This is a genomic window from Paractinoplanes globisporus DSM 43857, assembly GCF_000379645.1.
GTDB lineage: Bacteria > Actinomycetota > Actinomycetes > Mycobacteriales > Micromonosporaceae > Actinoplanes > Actinoplanes globisporus.
In genome coordinates this window covers 124933-148220 of sequence record NZ_KB903306.1, presented here as the reverse complement: position 1 = coordinate 148220, position 23288 = coordinate 124933, and the positions used below count along the sequence as shown (strand labels likewise).

The 23288-nt window shown below is 70.6% G+C and carries 21 protein-coding genes and 1 tRNA gene; 16 read left to right on the top strand and 6 right to left on the bottom strand.

Annotation, left to right across the window (positions count from 1 at the left end):
- Positions 1-29 precede the first annotated feature (29 nt).
- On the bottom strand, positions 30-1415 hold the full coding sequence (locus A3CQ_RS59235) for a hypothetical protein (protein ID WP_026205970.1): 1386 nt from the start codon (positions 1413-1415) through the stop codon (positions 30-32).
- A 131-nt stretch (positions 1416-1546) separates the two neighbouring features.
- Between A3CQ_RS59235 and metG the strand changes: the two genes are divergently transcribed.
- Positions 1547-3343, top strand: coding sequence for a methionine--tRNA ligase (metG, locus tag A3CQ_RS0120930; protein ID WP_020512907.1), 1797 nt, complete (start codon positions 1547-1549; stop codon positions 3341-3343).
- Between the two features lie 27 nt (positions 3344-3370).
- Here metG and A3CQ_RS0120925 read toward each other — a convergent pair whose 3' ends face one another.
- Positions 3371-4408: a hypothetical protein gene (locus A3CQ_RS0120925; RefSeq protein WP_026205969.1), complete on the bottom strand. Its 1038-nt coding sequence runs from the start codon at positions 4406-4408 to the stop codon at positions 3371-3373.
- 69 nt (positions 4409-4477) lie between these two features.
- On the opposite strand from A3CQ_RS0120925, the gene A3CQ_RS0120920 reads away from it, so the two are divergent.
- A complete protein-coding gene (locus A3CQ_RS0120920; protein WP_020512905.1) occupies positions 4478-5377 on the top strand; it encodes a TatD family hydrolase in 900 nt (299 codons plus the stop codon).
- Here the strand turns inward: A3CQ_RS0120920 and A3CQ_RS0120915 are convergent.
- Positions 5374-5799, bottom strand: a complete 426-nt coding sequence (locus A3CQ_RS0120915) for a hypothetical protein (protein ID WP_020512904.1) — start codon at positions 5797-5799, stop codon at positions 5374-5376. The genes A3CQ_RS0120920 and A3CQ_RS0120915 overlap by 4 nt on opposite strands.
- A 60-nt stretch (positions 5800-5859) precedes the next feature.
- Between A3CQ_RS0120915 and rsmA the strand changes: the two genes are divergently transcribed.
- The 4 genes from rsmA to A3CQ_RS0120895 all read left to right on the top strand — a co-directional run bounded on the left by rsmA (position 5860) and on the right by A3CQ_RS0120895 (position 10109).
- Positions 5860-6750: a 16S rRNA (adenine(1518)-N(6)/adenine(1519)-N(6))-dimethyltransferase RsmA gene (gene rsmA, locus A3CQ_RS0120910; protein ID WP_020512903.1), complete on the top strand. Its 891-nt coding sequence runs from the start codon at positions 5860-5862 to the stop codon at positions 6748-6750.
- A 64-nt stretch (positions 6751-6814) separates the two neighbouring features.
- On the top strand, positions 6815-7762 hold the full coding sequence (locus tag A3CQ_RS0120905; RefSeq protein WP_026205968.1) for a 4-(cytidine 5'-diphospho)-2-C-methyl-D-erythritol kinase: 948 nt from the start codon (positions 6815-6817) through the stop codon (positions 7760-7762).
- An 8-nt stretch (positions 7763-7770) separates the two neighbouring features.
- Positions 7771-9567, top strand: coding sequence for an ABC-F family ATP-binding cassette domain-containing protein (locus A3CQ_RS0120900; protein ID WP_020512901.1), 1797 nt, complete (start codon positions 7771-7773; stop codon positions 9565-9567).
- A gap of 65 nt (positions 9568-9632) precedes the next feature.
- Positions 9633-10109 (top strand): DUF4383 domain-containing protein, encoded by a 477-nt coding sequence (locus A3CQ_RS0120895; protein ID WP_245577290.1) that lies wholly within the window; start codon positions 9633-9635, stop codon positions 10107-10109.
- 63 nt (positions 10110-10172) lie between these two features.
- On the opposite strand, the gene A3CQ_RS0120890 is transcribed toward A3CQ_RS0120895, so the two are convergent.
- Together A3CQ_RS0120890 and A3CQ_RS0120885 are read right to left on the bottom strand one after the other, a co-directional pair.
- Positions 10173-10775: a TetR/AcrR family transcriptional regulator gene (locus tag A3CQ_RS0120890; RefSeq protein WP_020512899.1), complete on the bottom strand. Its 603-nt coding sequence runs from the start codon at positions 10773-10775 to the stop codon at positions 10173-10175.
- A 128-nt stretch (positions 10776-10903) separates the two neighbouring features.
- The gene (locus A3CQ_RS0120885; protein ID WP_020512898.1) at positions 10904-11851 is read right to left on the bottom strand and encodes an acyl-CoA desaturase; all 948 of its coding nucleotides are present in this window, start codon (positions 11849-11851) and stop codon (positions 10904-10906) included.
- A 287-nt stretch (positions 11852-12138) separates the two neighbouring features.
- On the opposite strand from A3CQ_RS0120885, the gene A3CQ_RS0120880 reads away from it, so the two are divergent.
- From A3CQ_RS0120880 to A3CQ_RS0120835, 10 genes are all read left to right on the top strand, one after another.
- A complete protein-coding gene (locus A3CQ_RS0120880) occupies positions 12139-12948 on the top strand; it encodes a hypothetical protein (RefSeq protein WP_020512897.1) in 810 nt (269 codons plus the stop codon).
- A 39-nt stretch (positions 12949-12987) separates the two neighbouring features.
- Positions 12988-13058, top strand: a tRNA-Gln gene (locus A3CQ_RS0120875).
- Between the two features lie 122 nt (positions 13059-13180).
- Entirely contained in the window at positions 13181-14578 is a 1398-nt protein-coding gene (glmU, locus tag A3CQ_RS53540; RefSeq protein WP_245577289.1) for a bifunctional UDP-N-acetylglucosamine diphosphorylase/glucosamine-1-phosphate N-acetyltransferase GlmU, read from the top strand.
- A 157-nt stretch (positions 14579-14735) separates the two neighbouring features.
- Positions 14736-15716 (top strand): ribose-phosphate diphosphokinase, encoded by a 981-nt coding sequence (locus tag A3CQ_RS0120865; RefSeq protein ID WP_020512895.1) that lies wholly within the window; start codon positions 14736-14738, stop codon positions 15714-15716.
- Between the two features lie 311 nt (positions 15717-16027).
- On the top strand, positions 16028-16660 hold the full coding sequence (locus A3CQ_RS0120860; protein WP_020512894.1) for a 50S ribosomal protein L25/general stress protein Ctc: 633 nt from the start codon (positions 16028-16030) through the stop codon (positions 16658-16660).
- 86 nt (positions 16661-16746) lie between these two features.
- Positions 16747-17349: an aminoacyl-tRNA hydrolase gene (gene pth / locus A3CQ_RS0120855; RefSeq protein ID WP_020512893.1), complete on the top strand. Its 603-nt coding sequence runs from the start codon at positions 16747-16749 to the stop codon at positions 17347-17349.
- A gap of 147 nt (positions 17350-17496) precedes the next feature.
- Positions 17497-19266: a sugar transferase gene (locus tag A3CQ_RS0120850; protein WP_020512892.1), complete on the top strand. Its 1770-nt coding sequence runs from the start codon at positions 17497-17499 to the stop codon at positions 19264-19266.
- Positions 19267-19283: 17 nt separating this feature from the next.
- Positions 19284-20168, top strand: a complete 885-nt coding sequence (locus A3CQ_RS0120845; RefSeq protein WP_020512891.1) for a 3'(2'),5'-bisphosphate nucleotidase CysQ — start codon at positions 19284-19286, stop codon at positions 20166-20168.
- A gap of 53 nt (positions 20169-20221) precedes the next feature.
- A complete protein-coding gene (cysD, locus tag A3CQ_RS0120840) occupies positions 20222-21133 on the top strand; it encodes a sulfate adenylyltransferase subunit CysD (RefSeq protein ID WP_020512890.1) in 912 nt (303 codons plus the stop codon).
- A complete protein-coding gene (locus A3CQ_RS0120835) occupies positions 21133-22431 on the top strand; it encodes a sulfate adenylyltransferase subunit 1 (protein ID WP_020512889.1) in 1299 nt (432 codons plus the stop codon). Before cysD ends, A3CQ_RS0120835 begins: the two co-directional genes overlap by 1 nt.
- Here A3CQ_RS0120835 and A3CQ_RS0120830 read toward each other — a convergent pair.
- Positions 22415-23215 carry an ATP-binding protein gene (locus tag A3CQ_RS0120830; protein WP_020512888.1) on the bottom strand — a complete coding sequence of 267 codons (801 nt, stop codon included), beginning with the start codon at positions 23213-23215 and terminating at the stop codon, positions 22415-22417. The genes A3CQ_RS0120835 and A3CQ_RS0120830 overlap by 17 nt on opposite strands.
- Between the last annotated feature and the right edge of the window lie 73 nt (positions 23216-23288).

Sequence of the window (23288 nt, the reverse complement as noted above, 5' to 3'; positions counted from 1 at the left end):
GCGGTCCGAGCCGTTGTCCCGTCCCGGCCTCAGAACGCCGCTATGAGGAAGCCCGCCAAGAGCAGCAGTGGGCCGGCCAGGCTGGCCAGCAGCGCCCCTCGGCGGGCTCGCCCGGTCTCGAGTCTTCGTGCTCCGGTCACGCCCGCGATCGCGTACCCGCAGAAGATCACCAGCAGGAAGCCGAGCAGCCAGCGCAGCTGCAGCAGTGGGCTGGTGTCGCCGAGGTAGGCGCGCGGGCTGTCCGGGCTGACCATCCGGGCCGGCGAGACCGTGCCCGGCACCCGATGGGCCGGACCGACCCCGAGCAGCGTGACCCGGCTGATCGTGAACCCACCGTCGGCCTCGGCGAACCGGCCGACGCAGTGCTGGGTGACGCCGGAGCTGGTGCAGTTCGTGACGGTCGCGTAACCCCGGTCGCCGTGGCCCATGGCCAGCCAGAACGGCTCGGCGCTGACCCAGGCGAAGAACGCGGCGAGCAGGCCGAGCGCGATCAGCGAGGCCGACGCGGCCACGGGGGTGCGCGAGGCGGCCCGGCGGGTGCCGCGGCGGGTGACCGCGTGGGCCGGGCCCGCCGGCGGCAGCGGCTCGGTGATCTGGTCGGGGTCGTTCTGCCAGAACGGCGAGTTCTCCAGCCGTTCCAGCCGCGCGTCGGTCTCCGGGTCGCCGGTGGGGCGGGGTAGCGGCTCGGTCGGGTGAACCCGCGACTCGGCCGGGTGACCGGTGGCCGGTTGCGAGCCGCGGTTCTGCCGGGCAAGCCCGGGGATCGGGCCGTGCGGGGGCGCGATCGGCTCGGGTGGCTCGGCGGTCGGGGTCGGCTCGAGCGGCACGGTGGGCCGGTTGCGGGCGCTCGGCTCGGGAAGCACCATCACGTCCGGCTCGTCTTCTTGCGCGGGCTCGTCCTTCTCCGCGGGCTTGCCGTCGACCATTTTGTGTTCGGACGTGGTCTCGACGGCCCAGTCCGCGACCACCTCGCCCGTCATGGTCTTCGCCGGTGACTGCTCGTCCGCGGCGACCGTGGCCGCGGTCCGCCGGGGCCGGTGGCCGCGCGGGGGCCGCATCGGGTCGTACCGGTGCGCGTCGGCCCGGTCGTGGTCGCGCTCCACCATCGGCGGGTCGACGAGGGGATCCAGCTGCCGCGTCGCGTCGTGGACGCCGGCGGCGTGCGCCTGCGCCGCCTCGCCGGTGTGTCGCGGCCCGGCCTCGCCGGGTGGCAGCAGCGTTCCCGTGCCGCCCGCCGCGGCCTCCGCCTGATGCCGGGGCGGGCGCCGGCGCGGGCTGCGGGAGCGTCCGGTCGGCGGGTCGGTCGGGTCCCGGTCGGTCTCGCCGCGCCACCATCCGGGGTCGGGGTCGGAGAACGACCAGGGGCTGCCCTCGTTGGGGGGCTTCTCCCCAGGTTGCGGCGTCTCTCCGATCACGGCTCCATTGGACAACGCGGTTGGCCGGTGATCACGCACAATTCGGGCGTGTCGCCATAAATGACTATCTCGCCGTGGGCAGAACGAATCCGTTCGCAAGCCACCCGCGCCGCTCACTACTCTTAGGAACCATGAGTCACGTTCTCGCCGCGGTCGCCTGGCCCTACGCCAACGGCCCGCGCCACATCGGTCATGTCTCCGGCTTCGGGGTGCCCTCCGACGTTTTCAGCCGGTACATGCGGATGTCCGGCCACGACGTGCTCATGGTCTCGGGCACCGACGAGCACGGCACGCCGATCCAGGTGCAGGCCGACGCCGACGGGGTGACCCCGCGCGAGCTCGCCGACCGGTACAACCGCGTCATCGTGGAGGACCTGCACGGCCTCGGCCTGACCTACGACCTGTTCACCCGTACGACGACCCGCAACCACTACGCGGTGGTGCAGGAGCTGTTCGGCGTCCTGTTCAAGAACGGGTACATCGTCCGGCGCACCACGCTGGGCGCGATCTCGCCGTCGACCGGGCGCACCCTGCCCGACCGTTACATCGAGGGCACCTGCCCGATCTGCGGCTACGAGAGCGCCCGCGGCGACCAGTGCGACAACTGCGGCAACCAGCTCGACCCGGAACAGCTGATCAACCCGCGGTCGAAGATCAACGGCGAGACCCCGGAGTTCGTCGAGACCGAGCACTTCTTCCTCGACCTGCCGGCCTTCGCGCAGGCGATCGGGCACTGGCTCGACCAGCGGGAGAACTGGCGTCCCAACGTCCTGAAATTCTCCCGCAACCTGCTCGACGACCTGCAGCCCCGGGCGATCACCCGCGACCTGGAGTGGGGCGTGCCGATCCCGCTCGACGACTGGCGCGACCGCACCGACAAGCGCATCTACGTCTGGTTCGACGCGGTCATCGGTTACCTCTCCGCCTCGATCGAGTGGGCCCGCCGGACCGGCGACCCGGAGGCGTGGCGGCAGTGGTGGTCGGCCGACGGCCTGGGCAAGGACGCGCAGTCGTACTACTTCATGGGGAAAGACAACATCGTCTTCCACTCGGTGATCTGGCCGGCGCTGCTGCTGGGTTACTCGGGCGAGGGCGACCGGGGCGGCGAGCCGGGCGAGCTGGGCCGGCTCAACCTGCCCACCGAGGTCGTCTCCAGCGAATACCTCACGATGGAGGGCAAGAAGTTCTCCTCGTCGCGGCGGGTCGTCATCTACGTGCGCGACTTCCTGGAGCGCTACGACGCCGACGCCCTGCGGTACTTCATCGCCGCGGCCGGCCCCGAGTCGACCGACACCGACTTCACCTGGGCCGAGTTCGTCCGCCGCAACAACGACGAGCTGGTCGCCGGCTGGGGCAACCTGGTCAACCGCTCGATCTCGCTGGCCGCGAAAAACTTCGGCGAGATCCCCGCGGCCGGCCCGCTCACCCCGGAGGACGAGGCTCTGCTCGCCGTGGCCAAGGCCGGTTTCGGCTCGGTCGGCGAGCTGATCGGCAAGCACCGGCAGAAAGCGGCGATCGGCGAGGCGATGCGCGTGGTCGCCGAGGCGAACAAATACCTCTCCGACCAGGCGCCGTGGAAACTGAAGGCCGAGGAGGACAAGCCCCGTCAGGCCACCATCCTGCACGTGGCGCTGCAGGTGGTCAGCGACGCGAACACGTTGCTGACCCCGTTCCTGCCGCACTCCGCGCAGAAGGTGTTCGAGCTGCTCGGCGGCGAGGGCGTGCACGCGCCGATGCCGCGCATCGAGCAGGTCGACGACCTCGACGGCGGCCCGTCCTACCCCGTGCTGACCGGTGACTACACGGTCGGCGCCAAGTGGGAGTCGGTCCCGCTGGTCGCCGGCACCCCGCTCGCGCCTCCGAAGCCGGTCTTCCGCAAGCTCGAGCCCTCCGTCGTCGACGAAGAGCTCGCCCGGCTCGAGGGCTGAGGTTTCCTCGCGACATCCCCTACGCGCTCAGAGCACGTAGGGGATGTCGGCGATGTGGTGGTCCAGGAGCTCGCCGACCGGGGCCCAGGTCTCGTAGACGCCGCGCTCGTAGCAGCGGGCGCCGGTCGCGTTGAGCGCGTCGACGTCCGGGCGCACCAGCCGCAGCCGGGCCCAGCTGTCGTCGCGCTGCAGCACCCAGCACGGCACGTTGCGCCACAGGGCCTGCTCGGCGCGGCGGCTCAGCGTGCTCACCGGGTACCGGGCGGCTCGGGTCAGCGCGCGGACGCGGAACTCGTCGGGCGGGTCGGCGACCGCCTCGTACTCCTTGTCCTTGATCCGGCCGACCAGCTTGCTCGATCCGGGTGTCGTGCACGGCACGTACTCCCGGTCGGGGCTGACGCCGGGCAGGTTGTCCAGCAGCGGCCGCCAGCGCGGGCCGGCCAGCCGCAGCCAGCCGTGCTGCTCCGGCTGGTAGGTGTACAGCAAAATCTCCTCGCCGCCGGGCACGTACGCGATGATCTGCGCGTTCGCCGGGATCGGCAGGTCGGTGAAGCCCGCGGTGATGTACTCCGGGATGAGGTCGTCGGTGCTCGGGCTGAACCCGGTGCCCAGCACCATCGCCCCGACCCGCGAGTGCGCCGGCAGCAGCGCCAGCCCCGGCTGTGCGGGCCCGGCCGGGACCTCGTAGTCGAGCGGGTCCACCGCGCGCCAGCGCAACGCGTACGCGACCTCGGGGTTCTCCTCGGCGCCGTCGGTGGCCAGCAGCGTCAGTTCGCGCGGGTCGTGCAGGTGCGCGATGTCGCAGGCGCGGTAGCAGAAGCCGTACGGAAGCCAGCCGCCGAGATGCCCGGCGACCTGGGCCGGGGAAAGTACCTTGGTCATCCTCGTGCCGCGCCGGATCGCCGCGGTCGCCCGGATGCGCTGCAGCATCACGTCGTCGCGGTACGCAGCGGACTGGCTCATCCGCTGGACCTGGGTCCAGCCGAGGTCGCGGCGCAGGGGCGCCGACAGGGGCGGCTCTAGGGGATCAGCGCCGACCGCGCTGTCCTCGCCGGTCAAGGTCACCCGGCGCAAACTAAGCGACAACAGTGGATACCAGGTGAACAAACGGTTGCGTCCAGGCGTAAGTGCAGAATGTCTCACATGCCTTCGACACCGTCCCAGTCCCGCCAGGACAAGGAAGCCCGCCGCCGGGGGGAGTTTCCCGCCGCGCCCGAGCCGTTGTCCGTTCCGGTCTTCGACAGCCACACCCACCTGGATCTGACGATTCAGGAGGCCGGAGTGCCCGGCGGCGGCGACGGCGACCCGATCGACGCGCTGATCGGCGCGGCCGCGAAGTCCGGTATCGATCGGCTGGTTCAGGTCGGTGTGGATGTCCCGTCGTCGCGCTGGAGCGCCGACCTGGCCGCCCGGAACGAGTCCGTTCTCGCGGCCGTCGCCATTCACCCGAACGAGGCGCCCCGCCTGTCCGACCTTGACGCCGCGCTCCGCGAGATCGAGGCGCTGGCCGCCCAGCCGCGGGTGCGGGGCATCGGCGAGACCGGCCTCGACACGTTCCGCACCGGCGACGACGGCCGCCTCGCGCAGGAGGACAGCTTCCGGGCGCACATCGCGATCGCCAAGCGGCACGGCAAGGCGCTGATCATCCACGACCGGGACGCGCACCGCGACGTGCTGCGCGTGCTCGACGAGGAGGGCGCGCCCGACACGGTGGTCATGCACTGCTTCTCCGGCGATCCCGACTTCGCCGCCGAGTGCGTGCTGCGCGGGTACCACCTCAGCTTCGCGGGCACGGTCACCTTCGCCAGCGCCGGCCCGCTGCGGGCGGCCGCCGAGATCACCCCGGCCGAGCAGATCATGGTCGAGACCGACGCGCCGTACCTGACGCCGGTGCCGCATCGCGGCCGGCCGAACGCCTCGTACCTGATCCCGCTGACCGTGCGCTCGCTCGCCGAGACCCGCGGCGACGACGTTGACGCCCTGTGCGCGGCGATCTCGGCCAACGGCGAGCGTGTCTTCGGACCCTGGCGCTAGTCCTCGATCACCCAGGCGGAGACACCGAGCAGCTCGCCGAGGCGTCGCACCGTCTCGGCGAACGACCCGGGCGCCGCGTTCAACGGCCCCCGGGAGACGAAGCGAACCGCCCAGCCGCGCCCCTGCGCCACGTTGAAGATCCGATGCACCACCCGGCTGCCGCGCGGATCGGGCTCCACCGAGGTGACCCCGCGGTACCACCACTCGCCCTGCAGAGCCACCTCGCGGTTCGCCCGGTCCACCGACACCGTCAGCCGGCTGCCGTCCTTGACCACCACGAAGTCGTCGCCGGTGTCGCTCTCAGTCACCTCGCCGGTGGCCGCCATCGGCGACCGGCCGCCCGGGCGCACATCGAGCAGCAGCTCGGCCACCCGGTCGGGCGGCGCCTCGACGACCGCCCGCAGTTCGAGCAACTCGGTCATTCCTGCTTTCTACCCCGTCGCGTCCAGCCCGGCCCGTGCCCGGCCGTAGGCTCTGACCCCATGGCTGACGCACTGCTCGGCCCGGCGGAGATCCGGGAGCTCGCGGCCCGCCTCGGCGTGTCCCCGACCAAGAAGCTCGGCCAGAACTTCCTGCACGACCCCAACACGATCCGCCGCATCGTGGCCGCCGCCGGCCTGCGCCCCGACGACGTGGCCCTCGAGGTCGGCCCCGGCCTCGGCTCGCTCACCCTCGGCCTGGTCACCGCCGTCCGGCACGTGCACGCGGTCGAGATCGACCGGAAGCTCGCCGCCGCCCTCCCGGCCACGGTCACGGCGGCGAACCTGACCGTCCACCCGGCCGACGCGATGCGGGTCACCGCCGCCGACTTCGACCCCGCGCCCACCATGCTGGTCGCGAACCTGCCGTACAACGTGGCCGTTCCGGTCGTGCTGCACCTGCTCGCCGGCCTGCCGTCGCTGCGCGGGGGCCTGGTGATGGTGCAGAAGGAGGTCGCCGACCGGCTCACCGCCGGTCCGGGGTCCAAGGTGTACGGGGTGCCGTCGGTGAAACTGGCCTGGTACGCCGACGCCCGCCCGGCCGGCAAGGTCCCGCCCGCGGTGTTCTGGCCGGTGCCCAACGTGGATTCCGGACTCGTGGCGTTCAGCCGGCGTAACCCACCGAGGGGGGACATCGACCGCGCTGATGTCTTCGCGATCGTCGACGCCGCGTTCGCCCAGCGCCGCAAGACCCTCCGCGCCGCCCTGGCCGGCTGGGCCGGCGGGCCCGACCGCGCCGAAAAGGTGCTGGTAGCCGCCGGAATCAGCCCCCAGGCCCGCGGCGAGTCCCTCACCGTCGCCCAGTTCGCCGAGATAGCGGCCGCGGCAAAACTGTCAGGCGTCAGCGGTAAGCTCAGCGCGTCCGGCAGGCAGCCCGAGGAGGTGGACTCATGACCGCGGAACTGATCGGTCCCGTGAGCTGGTCGCCCAACCCCGCACGGCAGCGGCTGGGCACTCCGTGACGGAGGCGTGGGGGCCGGACGACGATGAGCCACGCCGGCACAGCGGACCGGTTCGGGTGCGTGTGCCCGCCAAAATCAACCTGCATCTCGGGGTGGGGCCACTGCGCCCCGATGGGTACCACGAGCTGAACACGATCTATCACGCGATCAGCCTGTTCGACGAGCTGACAGCGCGGCCGGGCGACACGCTCGCTTTGACCATGGAGGGCGAGGGCGCCGGGTCGCTGGCGCTCGACGAGAGCAACCTGATCATCCGGGCCGCGCGGGCGCTCGCGGCACGCACCCGGGTGCCGGCGCACGCCCGGCTGCACCTGCGCAAGTCGATCCCGCTCGCCGCCGGGCTGGCCGGTGGCAGCGCCGACGCGGCGGCCACCCTGCTCGCCTGTGACCTGCTGTGGGGCACCGGCATGTCGCGCGACGAGCTCGCCGAGGTGGGGGCGACGCTCGGCTCCGACGTGCCGTTCCTGCTGCACGGCGGCACCGCCCTGGGCACCGGGCACGGCGAGTCGGTCAGCCCGATCCTGGCCCGGCCCACCACCTGGCACTGGGTGGTCGCCCTGGCCGACGGCGGCCTGTCCACCCCCGAGGTCTACCGCAAGCTCGACGAGCTGCGCGACAGCCCGTTCCCGCCCAAGGCCCTCGCCGGCGCCGACGACCTGATGACCGCCCTGCGCCAGCGCGACCCGGCCGTGCTCGGCGCCGCCCTCGGCAACGACCTGCAGCCTGCCGCCCTGGCCCTGCGCCCCGACCTGACCGCCGTCCTCGACGCCGGCCGGGAAGCGGGCGCCCTGGCCGGCCTGGTCTCCGGCTCCGGGCCCACCTGCGTCTTCCTCGCCGCCGACGCCGCGCACGCCGAGCGCCTGGCCGCCGCTCTCGACACGGCCGCCATCTGCCGCGAGGCCGTCACCGCCCGCGGCCCGATGCCCGGTGCCCGGGTAACGTAGTTCGCATCGTGGCCAACATCATCAACCTGGACCGGGTCAGCAAGGGATACGGCGCTGCCGGTCAGCTGCTCACCGACGTTTCGCTGGGGCTGGACGACGACGCCCGGGTGGGCGTCGTCGGCCTCAACGGAGCGGGAAAATCGACCCTGCTGCGGCTGCTCGCCAAGTCGGAAGAGCCCGACTCGGGGCGGGTGACGCACCGGCGTGACCTGCGGGTCGCCACGCTGCCGCAGACGCTCGACCTCGCCGCCGACGCCACCGTGCGCGACGTGGTGGTGGGCACGGCCTGGCTCGAGCGGGGCATGGGCGCCGAGCACGAGTGGGCCGGCGACGCGGGCGTGCGCGCCATCCTCGACGGGCTCGGGATGGGTTATCTAGGGCTCGATTCGGCGGTCGGGCCGATGTCCGGCGGCGAGCGGCGCCGGGTGGCCCTGGCCGCGCTGCTCGTGCGGCAGAGCGACCTGCTGATCCTCGACGAGCCCACCAACCACCTCGACGTGGCCGGGGTCGACTGGCTCGCCCGCCACCTCCTGACCCGGCGCGGCGCGCTGTGCGTCGTCACCCACGACCGGTGGTTCCTCGACGCCGTCTGCACCGCGACCTGGGAGGTCGTCGACGAGCAGGTCTTCGCGTACGAGGGCGGCTACGCCGCCTGGACCCTCACGCGCGCCGAGCGGCAGCGGGTCGCGGCGGCCGTCGAGGCGCGGCGGCAAAACCTGCTGCGCAAAGAGATCGCCTGGCTGCGCCGCGGCCCGCCGGCGCGCACGTCGAAACCGCAGTTCCGGATCGACGCGGCAAACGCGCTCATCGCCGACGTGCCGCCCGTGCGCGACACGGTCAGCCTGCGGCGGCTGGCCGTCACCCGGCTCGGCAAGCAGGTCTACGACCTCGAGGACGTCACGCTCACCGCGGGCAGCAAACCCATCCTCGACGGGCTCACCTGGCAGGTCGGACCGGGCGACCGGATCGCGATCCTCGGCGCCAACGGGGCCGGCAAGACCACGCTGCTGCGACTGCTCGCCGGCATCACCACGCCGGCCGCCGGGCGGCTGGTCACCGGGTCGACCGTGCGGTCGGCGTTCCTCTCCCAGGAGCTCAAGGAGCTGCCGGGCGAGTTGCGGCTGCTCGAGGCCGTCGAGGAAGTCGCCAAGCGGGTCAGGCTCGGCGACCGGGAGCTGACGGCCGGGCAACTGGCCGAGGTGTTCGGCTTCACCGACAAGCGCATCTGGACGCCGGTGAGCGACCTGTCCGGCGGCGAGCGGCGGCGGCTGCAGCTGCTGCGCCTGCTGGCGGCCGAGCCGAACGTGCTGCTGCTCGACGAGCCCACCAACGACCTCGACACCGACACCCTGGCCGCGCTGGAAGACCTTCTGGATTCCTGGCCGGGCACGATGATCGTGGCGAGTCACGACCGCTACCTCGTCGAGCGGGTCACCGACACCGCGTACGGGCTGTTCGGCGACGGCCGCCTCGTGCACCTGCCCGGGGGCGTCGACGACTACCTCGCGCGGAACGCGGGTCGTCTTCTGGGGGGCGTACGGGAAACGCAAGCGCAAGCGACACCAAGCGTGACCGGCCTCACGGCGGGTGAGTTGCGCCAAGCTCGCAAAGATCTTGCCCGGCTGGAACGGCAGCTCGGCAAGCTCGAGGAGCGGATCCTCAAAATCAACGAGTCGCTGGCCGAGCACGGCAGCGACTACGGCAAGCTCGTCGAGCTCGAAGCCCAGCTCAAGGCCGCCCAGGAGGAACGGGGACAGGTCGAGGAAGCCTGGCTCGAACTCGCCGAACAGGTGCCCGAAAGCTGACCTGGGGGGTGTGCCTGCGCCGCTTGACCGGGATACGCGAGAATCGGCGGGGACAACACCTGACCTTGGAGACGGACACTATGGCGCACAACCCCGTCAACCACCCGCTGCGGCCGCTGTACCGCGTTGTCGGCTTTCTCGCCGGCGCCTACCTGGTCGTGTTCGGGATCGTCGGACTGATCCAGACCTCCGGCGAGGACTTCACCGGCGCCAACGACAAGACCGTCCTGGGTCAGGGCGCCAACCTGCTGCTGTCGATCATCATGCTGGCCGTCGGCGCGATCGTGATCATCGCGACGCTGATCGGGCGCAACCTCGACACCGCCGCCGACAAATACCTCGGCTGGGGCCTGCTCGTGCTCGGCACGTACGGCCTCGCCTTCAGCCGCACCGACGCCAACCTCTTCGGCCAGGACATCCACACGGTGATCGTCACCTACATCGTGGGCATCGCGCTGATCACGACCAGCCTGTACAGCAAGGTCGCGCCGGTCGAGCAGGCCGGAGCGCCCCGGCAGGTACGAGAGGGCCGCACCGCCTGATCGCGGGCGCTATTTCGTCCTCCGGCGCTATTTCGTCCTCCGGCGCTATTTCGTCTTCCGGCGCTATTTCGTCTTGCGGGTCAGGAGCGTGGGCTTCGGCTCGAGATGAGACAGGCCGTTCCACGCCAGATTGACCAGGTGGGCGGCCACCATCTCCTTCTTCGGCTTGCGCGCCTCCCGCCACCACTGGCCGACCAGCGCCACCATGCCCACCAGCGCCTGCGAATACAGCTCGGCGAATTTCGGGTCCAGCCCCCGGCGCTTGAACTCGTCACCCAGGATGTGCTCCACCTGATGGGCCACGTCGTTCATGACGCTCGAGAAGTTCCCGGCCGGCGACAACACCGGCGACTCCCGCACCAGCACCCGGAAGCCGTGCGGCTCGTCCTCGATGTAGTCCAGCAGGGCCAGCGCCGCCTGCTCCAGCAGCTCCCGCGGATGGCCCGCGGTCAGCGCCGCGGCGATCCGATCGAGCAGCGAGCGCACCTCGCGGTCGACCACCACCGCGTACAGGCCCTCCTTGCCGCCGAAGTGCTCGTACACCACCGGTTTCGACACCTTCGCCCGGGCCGCGACCTCTTCCACACTGGTCGCGTCGAATCCCCGCTCGGCGAACAACTGCCGCCCGATCGCGATCAGCTGCTCTCGGCGCTGCGCGGCCGACATACGCACCCTGGGGGTCGACGCCGGCCGCTGTCGCCGCACACGATGTTGCTCGTCGCTGCTGTCGCCAGTCTCGGTCACCTGGCCATCCTGCCAGTTGTGCCCTTTGTCCATCTCCCCCGTGGCAGCGGTCACGCTTTGATCATCTTTGTCGCGAGCCGTTCCCGGTTCGGCCACTTCACCGCCGACGCCCAGCCGGCCTTCTCGAAAAGCCAGATCAGACGGGCCGAGATGTCGACCTGACCGCGCAGCACACCGTGCCGGGCGCAGGTCGGGTCGGCGTGGTGCAGGTTGTGCCAGCTTTCCCCGAACGAGATGATCGCGAGCGGCCAGAAGTTCGACGCCTTGTCCCCGTTGCGTACCTCGAACGGGCGCTCGCCGTACACGTGACACACCGAGTTGATCGACCACGTGATGTGGTGCAGCAGGCCGATCCGCACGATCCCCGCCCAGAAGAACGCGGTCAGCGCGCCCTGCCACGACCAGGTCACCAGGCCGCCGATCAGCGCCGGGCCCAGCGTCGAGAAGATCACCATCGCGGGGAAGAGCTTGTCGACCCGGTTGATGTCCTTGTCGGCCAGCAGGTCCGGCGCGAAACGCTCCCGGTTCGACAGCTCGCGGCTGAACATCCAGCCCATGTGCGCGAACCAGAGGCCCTTGGTCAGCGCCCAGTAGCCGGTGCCGTACCGCCACGGCGAGTGCGGGTCACCCTCCTGGTCGCTGAACATGTGGTGGCGGCGGTGGTCGGCCACCCACTGGATGATGTTGCCCTCGATCGCGAGCGAGCCCGCCAACGCCAGGGTGATCCGCAGCCAGCGCTTCGCCTTGAACGAGCCGTGCGTGAAGTACCGGTGGAACCCGACCGTGATGCCCAGACCCGACACCAGGTAGAACACGGCGCCGATGGCGATGTCGGTCCACGACAGCCAGCCACCCCAGGCGACCGGCACGGCGGCGAGCACCGCCAGGAACGGGACGACCACGAACGCGTACAGGGCGACGAGGATGCCGCGCGACTGCGGGCCCTCGGTGAGCGGCTTGGGACCGGCCTGCGGTGCGGCCTCGGCGGTGGTAGTCATGACACCTCGCTGATCTTGGGGACGGGGCTGGGCGGGCGCGGGGGTTCGGCTTTTCCGGCGGGGAGATCAAGTACTTACGCCTACGTTACCGTAACTTACGCCACCGTAGCCTGAGTCGGGCGCGACTCCAAGGGCCTGAGTCAAACGAATTTGGCACACCTACGGCCTTACAGCCAAGCGTCCACCCGTCCTAATGTAGGAACAGAACAACGAAGGACGGGAGTGATGATCAGATGAACGGGGACCCAAGACGAGAAGAAGCACGACGCCTGCGGATCGACCCAGGCATGTCGCGCTCGCAGTTGAAGCAGCATTTCGGGGTGGGCGACGGCACGCTGAGCGAGTGGTTGCGCGGGCTGGAGCCGCCCGCGTGGACGCAGCGGCCGAACGCCAAGGACGACCTGCGCGAGCTGGCGATCGAACTGCGTCGTGCCGGGTGCTCGGTGCCGAAGATCGCTGTTGAGCTGAGCGTTTCGAAATCCACCGCATATCTCTGGACGAAGCACATCCCACTGGACCGAACTCCCGCCGAGCGGGAGGAGCGCCAACGCCGTCACATGGAGCACATGAGGGAGGCACGTTGGGAGCCGCACCGGAGGGCCCGCGATGCCGACCGTGCGGCCATCGGTACGCGGCTTGGCGAATGGGTCGGCGAGCTGTCAGACCGTGAGCTGCTTCTCGCCGGCGCGGTTGCGTACTGGTGCGAGGGCGCGAAGGAGAAGCCCTGGCATCAGACAACCCTGAGTCTTTTGTTCATCAACAGCGATCCGCGCTTGATCCTGCTGTTTCTTCGGTATGTCGAGCTCCTGGGGGTCGAGCCGGCCCGGCTTACCTACCGTCTGAGCATCCATGAGACGGCCGATGTGCCGGCGGCCACCGAGTGGTGGTCCGAGGTGGTCGGTGTGCCTGCCGAGCGATTCCGCCGCCCGACCCTGAAGAAGCACATGCCTTCCACCGTTCGGCGGAACGTCGGAGATTCCTACCGAGGCTGCCTGATCGTCTACGTGCCGAAGTCAAGCCGTCTCTACTGGGAGGTCGAGGGAGTGATGGGCGGGATCGCGGCGAGTGGCGATCGGTGGCGTGCCGCTAGGATGTGACAGGAGGTCATCGCCCGAGAGGGAAATGTCCAAAATAGGTCCCGGATCGTCTAATGGTAGGACCACGGCTTTTGGCGCCGTTTATAGGGGTTCGAGTCCTCTTCCGGGAGCAGTGCGCCTTGCGGCTGTATTGTCGCCGCCTCCGTAAGTGCTAAAGCGAACAATGGAGTCCCGCGTGAGCCAGGCCCCTCGTCGTACCGTTGTTGTTCTTGCCGCCGGGGAGGGTAAGCGGATGAAGTCCGCTACTCCCAAGGTGTTGCATCCGCTGCTGGGGCGGTCGTTGCTCGGGCACGTGCTGGTCGCGGCCGGGGCGGCTGAGGCGGAGCAGACGGTTGTGGTGGTGGGGCACCAGGCCGACCAGGTTCGTGAGCATCTGGCCGAGGTGGCGCCGGCGGCCGTGCCGGTGTTGCAGGCCGTGCAGAACGGGACGGGGCATGCGGTGCGGATCGCGCTGGATGCGGTGCCCGAGGCCGCGGGAACCGTGGTGGTGCTCAACGGTGACGTTCCGCTGTTGCGGGCCGAGACGGTGGCGCGCCTGATCGGGGAGCACGAGTCGGCCTCGCGCGCGGCGACCGTGCTGGCCGCCGCGGTCGACGACCCGGCGGGGCTGGGGCGGATAGTGCGGGATGCCGGCGGTGGGCTGGCGCGGATCGTGGAGGAGCGGGACGCGTCGGCCGAGGAGCGGGCGATCCGGGAGATCAACGCCGGGATCTACGTGTTCGACGTGTCGTCCCTGCGTGAGGCGCTGGGGAAGCTGTCCACCGACAACGATCAGGGCGAGGAATACCTCACGGACGTGTTCGGCCTGCTGGTCGAGGTGGGTAGCCCGGTGGGCGTGTTTGTGGCGCCGGATGCCGACGAGACGCTGGGTGTGAACGACCGGGCTCAGCTGGCGGAATTGCGCGCGCTGCTGCGTGACCGGGTGAACACGGCGTGGATGCGGTCGGGGGTGTCGATTCTCGATCCGGCCACGGCGTGGATCGATGTGACCGTCTCGCTGGAGCCGGATGCGGTGATCGACCAGAACACGCAGCTGCGCGGCACGTCGTCGGTGGCCTCGGGCGCGGTGATCGGGCCGGACACGACGCTGATCGACACCTCCGTCGGCGAGGGTGCGACCGTGCTGCGGGCGCACGCGGTTGGTGCGGAGATCGGTGCGCAGGCGTCGGTCGGTCCTTTCTCCTATCTGCGGCCGGGCACGCGGCTGGGGCGGAAGTCGAAGATCGGTGGCTTTGTCGAGGCGAAGAACTCGGAGCTCGGCGAGGGCGCGAAGGTCCCGCATCTGTCGTATGTGGGTGACGCCACCATCGGCGCGAGGGCGAACGTCGGCGCGGGGACGATCGTGGCGAACTACGACGGGGTGCGGAAGAGCCGGACGACGATCGGCGAGGCCGCCTTCGTCGGGTCGGACACGGTGCTGATCGCTCCGGTGGAGGTGGGCCCGGGCGCCTATGTGGCCGCGGGGTCGACGATCGCGTCGGATGTGCCGCCGGGGAGCCTGGGTGTGGCGCGGGCGCAGCAGCAGCGGAACGTGGAGGGCTGGACCGCGAAGCGCCGGCCGGGGACGCCGTCGGCGGAGGCGGCCGAGCGGGCGTCGGCGGGGGACGGGGAAGTTTCCGAGGCCGAGTAGGGCGGGAAGCCCTCGCGCCGGGGCGTGTCATAGGGGAGGCTGGGCTGGCGGGGTGGGTGAGGCATCCCACCCGGCAGGCTGGGCGCATGGCAGGTCGGTGGCCTCGGGGGATACTTCAGGTGACTAACCCCCTCGATCCAACGGGAGCAGCGAGCCGATGGGCAGCATCGTCGCGGAGAACCGTAAGAGCCTGATGCTTTTCTCCGGCCGGGGTTTCCCGGAATTGGCGGAGGAGATCGGCCAGGTGCTGGGCGTGGGGCCGACGCCGTCGGACTCGTACGAGTTCGCGAACGGCGAGATCTTCGTGCGGTACCGGGATTCGGTACGCGGGTCGGATGCCTTCGTCGTGCAGTCGATGACGGAGGGCGTGAACCGGTGGGTCATGGAGACCCTCATCATGATCGACGCGTTGAAGCGGGGATCGGCGAAGCGGATCACCGTGGTGTTGCCGTTCTATCCGTACGCGCGGCAGGACAAGAAGCACCGGGGCCGTGAGCCGATCTCGGCGCGGCTGGTGGCCGACCTGCTGAAGACGGCCGGGGCGAACCGCATTCTGACGGTCGACCTGCACACGGCGCAGATCCAGGGTTTCTTCGACGGTCCGGTGGATCACCTGTTCGCGATGGACATCCTGGCCGAGCACGTGGAGCGGAAGTTCGCGGGCCGGCCGCTGACGGTGGTGGCGCCGGACTCGGGCCGGGTGCGGGTGGCGGAGCGGTGGACGGACCGGCTGGGCGGGTGCCCGCTGGCGTTCATCCACAAGACGCGTGACCCGTTGAAGCCGAACCAGGTGGTGGCGAACCGGGTGGTCGGCGAGGTGGAGGGCCGGGTGTGCCTGATCGTCGACGACATGATCGACACGGGCGGGACGATCACGAAGGCCGCGGACATCCTGTTCGATGAGGGCGCGGCGGACGTGATCGTGGCCTCGACGCACGCGTTGCTGTCCGACCCGGCGACCGAGCGGTTGAAGAACAGCCGCATCTCGGAGCTGGTGGTGACGAACACGTTGCCGCTGCCGCCGGAGAAGAGGCTCGACAAGATCACCGTGTTGTCGATCGCGCCGCTGCTGGCGCGGGCGATCCGCGAGGTCTTCGATGACGGTTCCGTCACCACTCTGTTCGGTGGATTGAGCTGATTTGAGGGCATAGTCCCGATGCAAGTTGCATCGGGGGCGTGAACCTTTGCGGGGTGGCCATACCCGCTGAGGAGCTGCGTCGCGCGGAGGGTAGGATAGTGCGGTTGCCACGGCGAGGGTGCCCCGCGGTCTGCTGAGCTTCGCAGCCGCTCGGAGGCACCGTGATCGACGCGGTGCTCCGGGCCTGTGCCCAGCGCGCCTTCCCTTGCCCGGCAGCGCCGACGAACGGCCTTCGGCCGTACGCCACTGCCGGACCCAGCAGCCCGCCGACTTACGACGCAGCCCGATCGAAGAGTTTCAGGAGTTTCCCCGTGTCCGAGGTAAAGATCAGCGCCGAGCCCCGCACCGAGTTCGGCAAGGGTGGTGCCCGCCGCACGCGCCGGGCCGGTTTGGTGCCCGCCGTGCTGTACGGCCACGGCGAGAAGCCGCAGCACATCGCGCTGCCGGCCCGTGAGTTCGCGGCTGCCATCCGGCACGGCGGGCTCAACCAGGTCTTCACGATCGACATCAACGGCGCGTCGGGCACCACGCTCGCGCTGCCGAAGGCGATTCAGCGCGACCCGATCAAGGACACGTACGAGCACGTGGACCTGCTGATCGTGAAGCGCGGCGAGAAGGTCCAGGTCGACGTCCCGGTGACGCTGACCGGTGAGGCCGCTCGGAACACGCTGGTCGTGCACGAGTCGACGACCCTGGCCGTGGTGGCCGAGGCCATGCACCTGCCGTCGGGCTTCGAGGTCTCGATCGAGGGCCTGGAGGCCGGCACGCAGGTGACCGCCGGCGACGTGACGCTGCCGGCCGGCTCGGAGCTGGCCGTGGACCCCGATTTCGTGCTCGCGATCATCTCGCAGGCGCAGACCGCCGAGCAGCTCGAGGGTGGCGAGCCCACCGCTGCCGCCGAGGGCGAGGCCGAGGCTGCCGCCGAGGGCGCGTCGGAGGAGTAATACTCCGCTCGGCGGAGCAGGCAGTGATCAGGGAAAGCGCCCCGGGTGGGCGCTTTCCCTGACGTGCGTCTGGAGGGCGGACAATCGTGAGCGACGACGCGCCGTGGCTGGTGGTCGGCCTGGGCAATCCGGGCAAGGAGTACGCCGGTAACCGGCACAATGTGGGCTTCATGGTGGCCGATGTGCTGGCGTCCCGGGTGGGCGGCAAGTTCGGCCGGTCGAAGCGCGCGCACGCCGAGGTGGCCGAGGGCCGGTTGGCCAATCAAAGCGGGTTCAGCGGCGGCCCGAAACTGGTGCTTTTGAAGCCGCTGACTTACATGAACCTGTCCGGCGCCCCGGTGGTCTCGCTGGCGCAGTTCTTCAAGGTGCCGGTCTCGAACGTGATTGCCGTGCATGATGAGCTTGACGTGCCGTTCGGGCAGGTGCGTGCCAAGCGGGGCGGCGGTGAGGGCGGACACAACGGGTTGCGTTCGATGTCCAAGTCGCTGTCGAGCAAGGAGTACGCGCGGGTCCGTTTCGGGATCGGGCGGCCGCCGGGCCGGCAGGATCCGGCGGACTACGTGCTGTCCGATTTCTCCGGCGCGGAGCGTAAGGAGCTGGAGTTCCTCGTCGACCGGGCCGCGGACGTCGTAGAGGCGATCGTGCTCGAGGGCGTCGAGTGGGCGCAGAACAAATACCACGGCGGTTGATCTCGCGGGGCCGGAACGGATAGATCCTTCGAGGGGTTTTGTCCGTCCTGCCATCCCGTGACGCTGGCCGCCGTCCGTGCGTTGGTCACACGTACGCACCACCGCGTGGTGCGGACGTGGCCGGCGCGACGGGGGGAGGGTTACGGGGTGCAGCAGGAGGCTGCCGAGGAGTCGGTGCTGACCGAGCCGACCGTGCTACTGCCGGAGATCCGGCCGGCGAAGCGGGGTCCGCGCCCGAACCGGCCGGCGGCGCGCCGGTCGACGCGCAACGGGAAGATCCCGGCGCCGGCGGTGATGCCGTTGAGTCCGCCGCCGTCGGGCGCGGGCACCCGTCAGGCGCCGCCGCCGAATCCGAAGCCGGACAACGCGCCGCCGCGGTCGGTGCTGGGCGCGCCGGACCGGGAGCGCAACCGGGCCGTCGACCGGCACTGGTCGAAGCGGCAGAACCAGTCGGCGGCGACCAGGCCGGTGGCCCGTCCGTTCGTGCGGGTGCGGGGGCGGCACGCGGCGATGTCGCGGCGGCAGCGCTGGGAGCGCCGGTACGTGCGGGCGCTGGTGGTGTGCGACCTGGTCGCGGGCACCACGGCCGGCGCGGTGACGTTCGGGCTGCGGTTCGGCGACGAGGTCACCGCGTACAACCGCGGCTACCTGATCCTCACCGCCCTGCTGCCGGTGCTGCTGCTGGCCGTGCTCGGGGTCTCCCGGGCGTACGAGCGAAGGTTTTTGTTTGTCGGCACCGATGAATATCAGCGGGTGTTGCGGGGTGGCGTCGGGCTGATCGCGGGGGCGGCGCTGGTGTCCTACGCGCTGGATCTCGACCTGGCGCGGGGCTACGTTCTCGCCGCCCTGCCGACTGCGATCGTGACGGCGGTGGTGTTGCGGTTCGTCCTGCGCAAGCGGTTGCACCTGGCCCGCTCGCGGGGGGAGAGCCTGCGCCGGGTGATCCTGGTCGGGCACGAGCTGTCGGTGACCGGGATGACCCGCCAGCTGCGCCGGGAGCGGTATCACGGCCTCGAGGTGGTGGGCGCGTGCCTGCCGCCGGGGCGCGACGGCGTCGGGCTGGGCGGGCCGCCGGTGTACGGCACGTTCGAGGACGTGGCGAACGCGGTCGAGCTGGCCGACGCGGACACGGTGGTGGTGCTCAGCTGCCCGGAGCTGGACGGGGCGGCGCTGCGCCGGCTGGCCTGGCGGCTGGAGCGCGACGAGGTCGACCTGATCGTGGCGAGCACGCTGGTGGACGTCGCCGGTGCCCGCACCACGATCCGGCCGTTCGACGGGCTGCCGATGCTGCACGTCGAGCATCCCCGGTTGTACGGCGGGTCGCGCCTGGTCAAGGAGCTCGTCGACCGGGTCGGCGCGCTGGCGCTGCTGGCCGCGTTCGGGCCGTTGCTGCTCGCCGTCGCACTGTGTGTGCGGATGACGTCGCGGGGGCCGGTACTCTTTCGTCAGGTGCGGGTCGGGCGGGACGGCAGCCTGTTCCGCATCTTCAAGTTCCGGAGCATGTATGTGGATGCCGAGGCGAGGCTCGCCGAGCTGCGGCATCTCAACGAGCACGACGGTGTGCTCTTCAAGATCCGCGACGACCCTCGGGTCACCCGGGTGGGCCGCTGGCTGCGCCGGTTCTCGCTGGACGAGCTTCCCCAGCTGCTGAACGTGGTGCTCGGGCAGATGTCGCTGGTGGGGCCGCGGCCGCCGCTGCCGGCGGAGGTGGCCTCGTACGCCGGTGACGTGCGTCGCCGTCTCGCGGTGAAGCCGGGCATGACGGGCCTTTGGCAGGTTTCCGGCCGATCGGACCTGCCGTGGGAGGAAGCCGTCAGGTTGGACCTGCGCTATGTGGAGAACTGGTCTCTCAGTTTGGACCTGGTGATCCTTTTGCGCACCATGACGGCCGTGGTGCGCTCGTCGGGGGCGTACTGACGTTGGAGGAAGGCTTTATGACCAGCGAGCGGACAGAGACGTCGCCGCGGATCGTCACCCAGCGGGAGGACGGCGCCGGCGCGCCGCCGGTGATCGACGCGGCCTTCGCCCGCTGGCTGGCGGAACGTGCCGGCCAGGTGTTGCTCCAGGTCCGCGAGGAGATGGGGTACGCGGACGGCAAGGCTCTGAAGACCGCGGGCGACCGGGCCGCGCACGACCTGCTGCGCGCCGAGCTCGCCCGGTGGCGCCCCGCCGACGCCGTTCTCTCCGAGGAGGACGATCACTCGCGGCTGGCCTGGCAGGACGCCGAGCCGGCGACACCCCGCCCGGAGCGGCTCGAGTCGACCCGGGTCTGGATCGTCGACCCGCTCGACGGGACCAGGGAGTTCTCCGAGGAGGGCCGCACCGACTGGGCCGTGCACGTCGCCCTCTGGAGCGCCGACTCGGCCAGCCCGAGCCACCTGGCCGCGGGCGCGGTCGCCATGCCCGCCCAGCACCGCACGGTCGCCACCGACCACCCGCCGGCGTACCCGCCGCTGCCGCCGGGTGACCCCCGCCCGATCCGGATCGCGGCCAGCCGCACCCGCCCGCCGGCGTTCGTGACCGAGCTGGCCGAGGAGATCGGGGCCGAGCTGGTGCCCATGGGATCGGCCGGCGTGAAGATCGCCGCGGTGATCAGCGGGGAGGCCGACGCCTACGTCCACGCGGGCGGCCAGTACGAGTGGGACTCGGCCGCTCCGGTCGCTGTGGCGCTGGCCACCGGCCTGCACGCTAGCCGAATCGACGGTTCTGCGCTGAAATACAACGAGGGCGATCCTAAGTTGCCGGACCTCGTGGTGTGCCGCAAGGATCTCGCTCCTCGGTTGCTTGCAGCGTTGCAGCGTCACCTCCCGTCAGAATGACGGTTCAACACGTGCAACACAGCCGTAAACCCCCGGAAAGGTCGGGAAACCGCATGAGCCAGGCAGGGCACTACCGCGTCTCACATCTGGATGCGCTCGAGGCCGAGAGCATCTTCGTCATGCGCGAGGTGATGGCCGAGTTCGAGCGCCCGGTCCTTCTCTTCTCGGGGGGCAAGGACTCGATCGTCATGCTCCGGCTGGCCGAGAAGGCGTTCGCCCCGGCCCGCATCCCGTTCCCGGTGATGCACATCGACACCGGGCACAACTTCCCCGAGGTCCTCGAGTTCCGCGACAGCCGGGTGGCCACGCTCGGGCTCAACCTGGTGATCGCCAGCGTGCAGGAGGCCATCGACACCGGCCTCGTGCGGGAGCTGCCGGACGGCACGCGCAACCGGATCCAGACGCCGGTGCTGCTCAACGCCGTGGAGAAGTACCGCTTCGACGCGCTGTTCGGCGGCGCCCGGCGCGACGAGGAGAAGGCGCGGGCCAAGGAGCGGGTGTTCAGCTTCCGCGACGAGTTCGGCCAGTGGGACCCGAAGAACCAGCGTCCCGAACTGTGGTCGCTGTACAACGGGCGGCACCATCCGGGCGAGTCGATCCGGGTCTTCCCGCTGTCCAACTGGACCGAGCTCGACGTGTGGCACTACATCGCCCGCGAGCGGATCCCGCTGCCCTCGATCTACTACGCGCACGACCGCGAGGTCGTCGAGCGCGACGGCATGTTCTACGCGGTCAACGAGTTCATCCGGCTGCGCGACGGCGAAGTCTCGGAAACGAGAACAGTGCGCTATCGGACGGTCGGCGACGCGTCGCAGACCGCGGCGGTGCTGTCCGACGCGGACACCGTGGAAAAGGTGATCGAGGAGGTCGCGGCGACCCGGATCACCGAGCGCGGCGCCACCCGCGGCGACGACAAGGTCAGCGAGGCAGCGATGGAAGACCGCAAGCGAGAGGGCTACTTCTGATGAGCCAGGCCGTCCTGGAGACCGACACGGCGCCGTCCCAGCGGATGGACCTGCTGCGGTTCGCCACCGCCGGCAGCGTCGACGACGGCAAGTCGACCCTGATCGGGCGTCTCCTGTTCGACACGAAATCGCTGTTCTCCGACCAGCTCGAGGCGGTCGAGGCGGTCAGCGCCGCCCGCGGCGACGAGTACACCAACCTCGCGCTGCTCACCGACGGCCTGCGCGCCGAGCGGGAACAGGGCATCACGATCGACGTCGCGTACCGGTACTTCGCCACGCCGCGGCGCAAGTTCATCATCGCCGACACCCCCGGGCACATTCAGTACACCCGGAACATGGTCACCGGCGCCTCCACCGCCGACCTCGCGCTGATCCTCGTGGACGCGCGCAAGGGCCTGGTGGAGCAGTCCCGCCGGCACGCGTTCCTGACCAGCCTGCTGCGCGTGCCGCACCTGGTGCTGTGCGTCAACAAGATGGACCTGGTCGGCTGGGACAAGGCGGTCTACGACAAGATCGCCGACGAGTTCACCTCGTTCGCGGCGAAACTCGAGATCACCGACCTGACGATCATCCCGGTGTCGGCGCTCAACGGCGACAACATCGCCTCCCGCTCCGAGAACAGCCCGTGGTACGAGGGCCCGTCGCTGCTGCACCACCTCGAGCACGTGCACATCGCCTCCGACCGCAACCTGGTCGACGTGCGCTTCCCGGTGCAGTACGTGATCCGTCCGCAGTCGACCACGGTCACCGACTACCGCGGCTACGCCGGCCAGGTCGCCTCCGGCGTGCTCAAGCCCGGCGACGAGGTGATGGTGCTGCCGTCCGGCCTGCACAGCACGATCGCGGCGATCGACACCGCGGACGGGCCGGTCGCCGAGGCGTTCCCGCCCATGTCGGTCACCGTCCGGCTCGCCGACGAGATCGACATCTCCCGGGGCGACATGATCTGCCGGCCGCACAACGCGCCGGCCGTCGCCCAGGACATCGAGGCGATGGTCTGCTGGATGGACGAGACGGCGCCGCTGCGCGTCGGCGGCAAGTACGCCATCAAGCACACGACCCGCACCGCGCGCACCGTGGTCCGCGGGCTGCAGTACCGGCTCGACGTGAACACACTGCACCGCGACGAGAACGCCGGTGAGCTTCAGCTCAACGAGATCGGCCGGATCAAGCTGCGCACCACCGTGCCGCTGCTCGCCGACGAGTACCGCCGCAACCGCACGACCGGCGGCTTCATCCTCATCGACGAGAGCACCAACCGTACGGTCGCCGCCGGAATGATCATCGAGGCTCAGTAGGCGATCGCAGCGTCGCCCAGACCACCTTGCCGGTCCGCGTGGGCAGCCAGCCCCACGCGGTCGCGGTGCCTGTGACCACCCGCATGCCGCGGCCCCGCTCGTCCAGCGGCCGGCCGCGCTGCGGACGGGCCGGGCTGAGCAGCCGCGGCGGCTCGGGCACCCCGTCCGAGACGGTCAGGTGGACGCCGGCGCCGCGCAGGCTCGCCACCACGACGATCGCCGTACGCGCGTGCTCGATGGCGTTGGTGACCAGCTCCGACATCACCAGCCGGCCCGGGTGCAGCAGCTCCGGCAGGCCCCAGGCCAGGCAGGCGTCGCCGACCAGGTTGCGGGCGATGCTCGCCGACTCCGGCGCCGGCGGCAGGGTCAGCGTCACCCGCTCGGTGAGCGGCAGCCGCCCGGCGACCGCGACCCGGGCCTGGCGCACCTTCGCGTAGACGGGCAGGAAACGCGGTGAGCCGAGCCGCTGCATGCGGTCGGCCAGCGGCAGCCGGGGCGGGATGCACAGGGCGAGCTGCACAGGAGGCTCCCGCGTCGCCGCCGACCGCTGGGCGGCGACCCACGTCGGCGCGCTCGTGCTGTACGGGTCGTGCAGGCCGGACAGGTCCACGATCAGCGCCTCGGGGTGCTCGGCGAGGCACTTCTGCAGCTTCGCCGTGACGTCCTCCCGCAGACGGCGGTCCCAGTGGCCGCAGATGGTCATCAGAGCCACCGCGGCATCCAGATCACCCTCGATGAGGACGCGCTGGTCCTCGATGGGTGGCCACGCCGCGCTTACGGACATGCCGCCACGGTAATCGGGCGCTGAGGACTATCGGGCGGCCCTTAGCTCCCCCGGGTGATCGGCCTTAAGTACT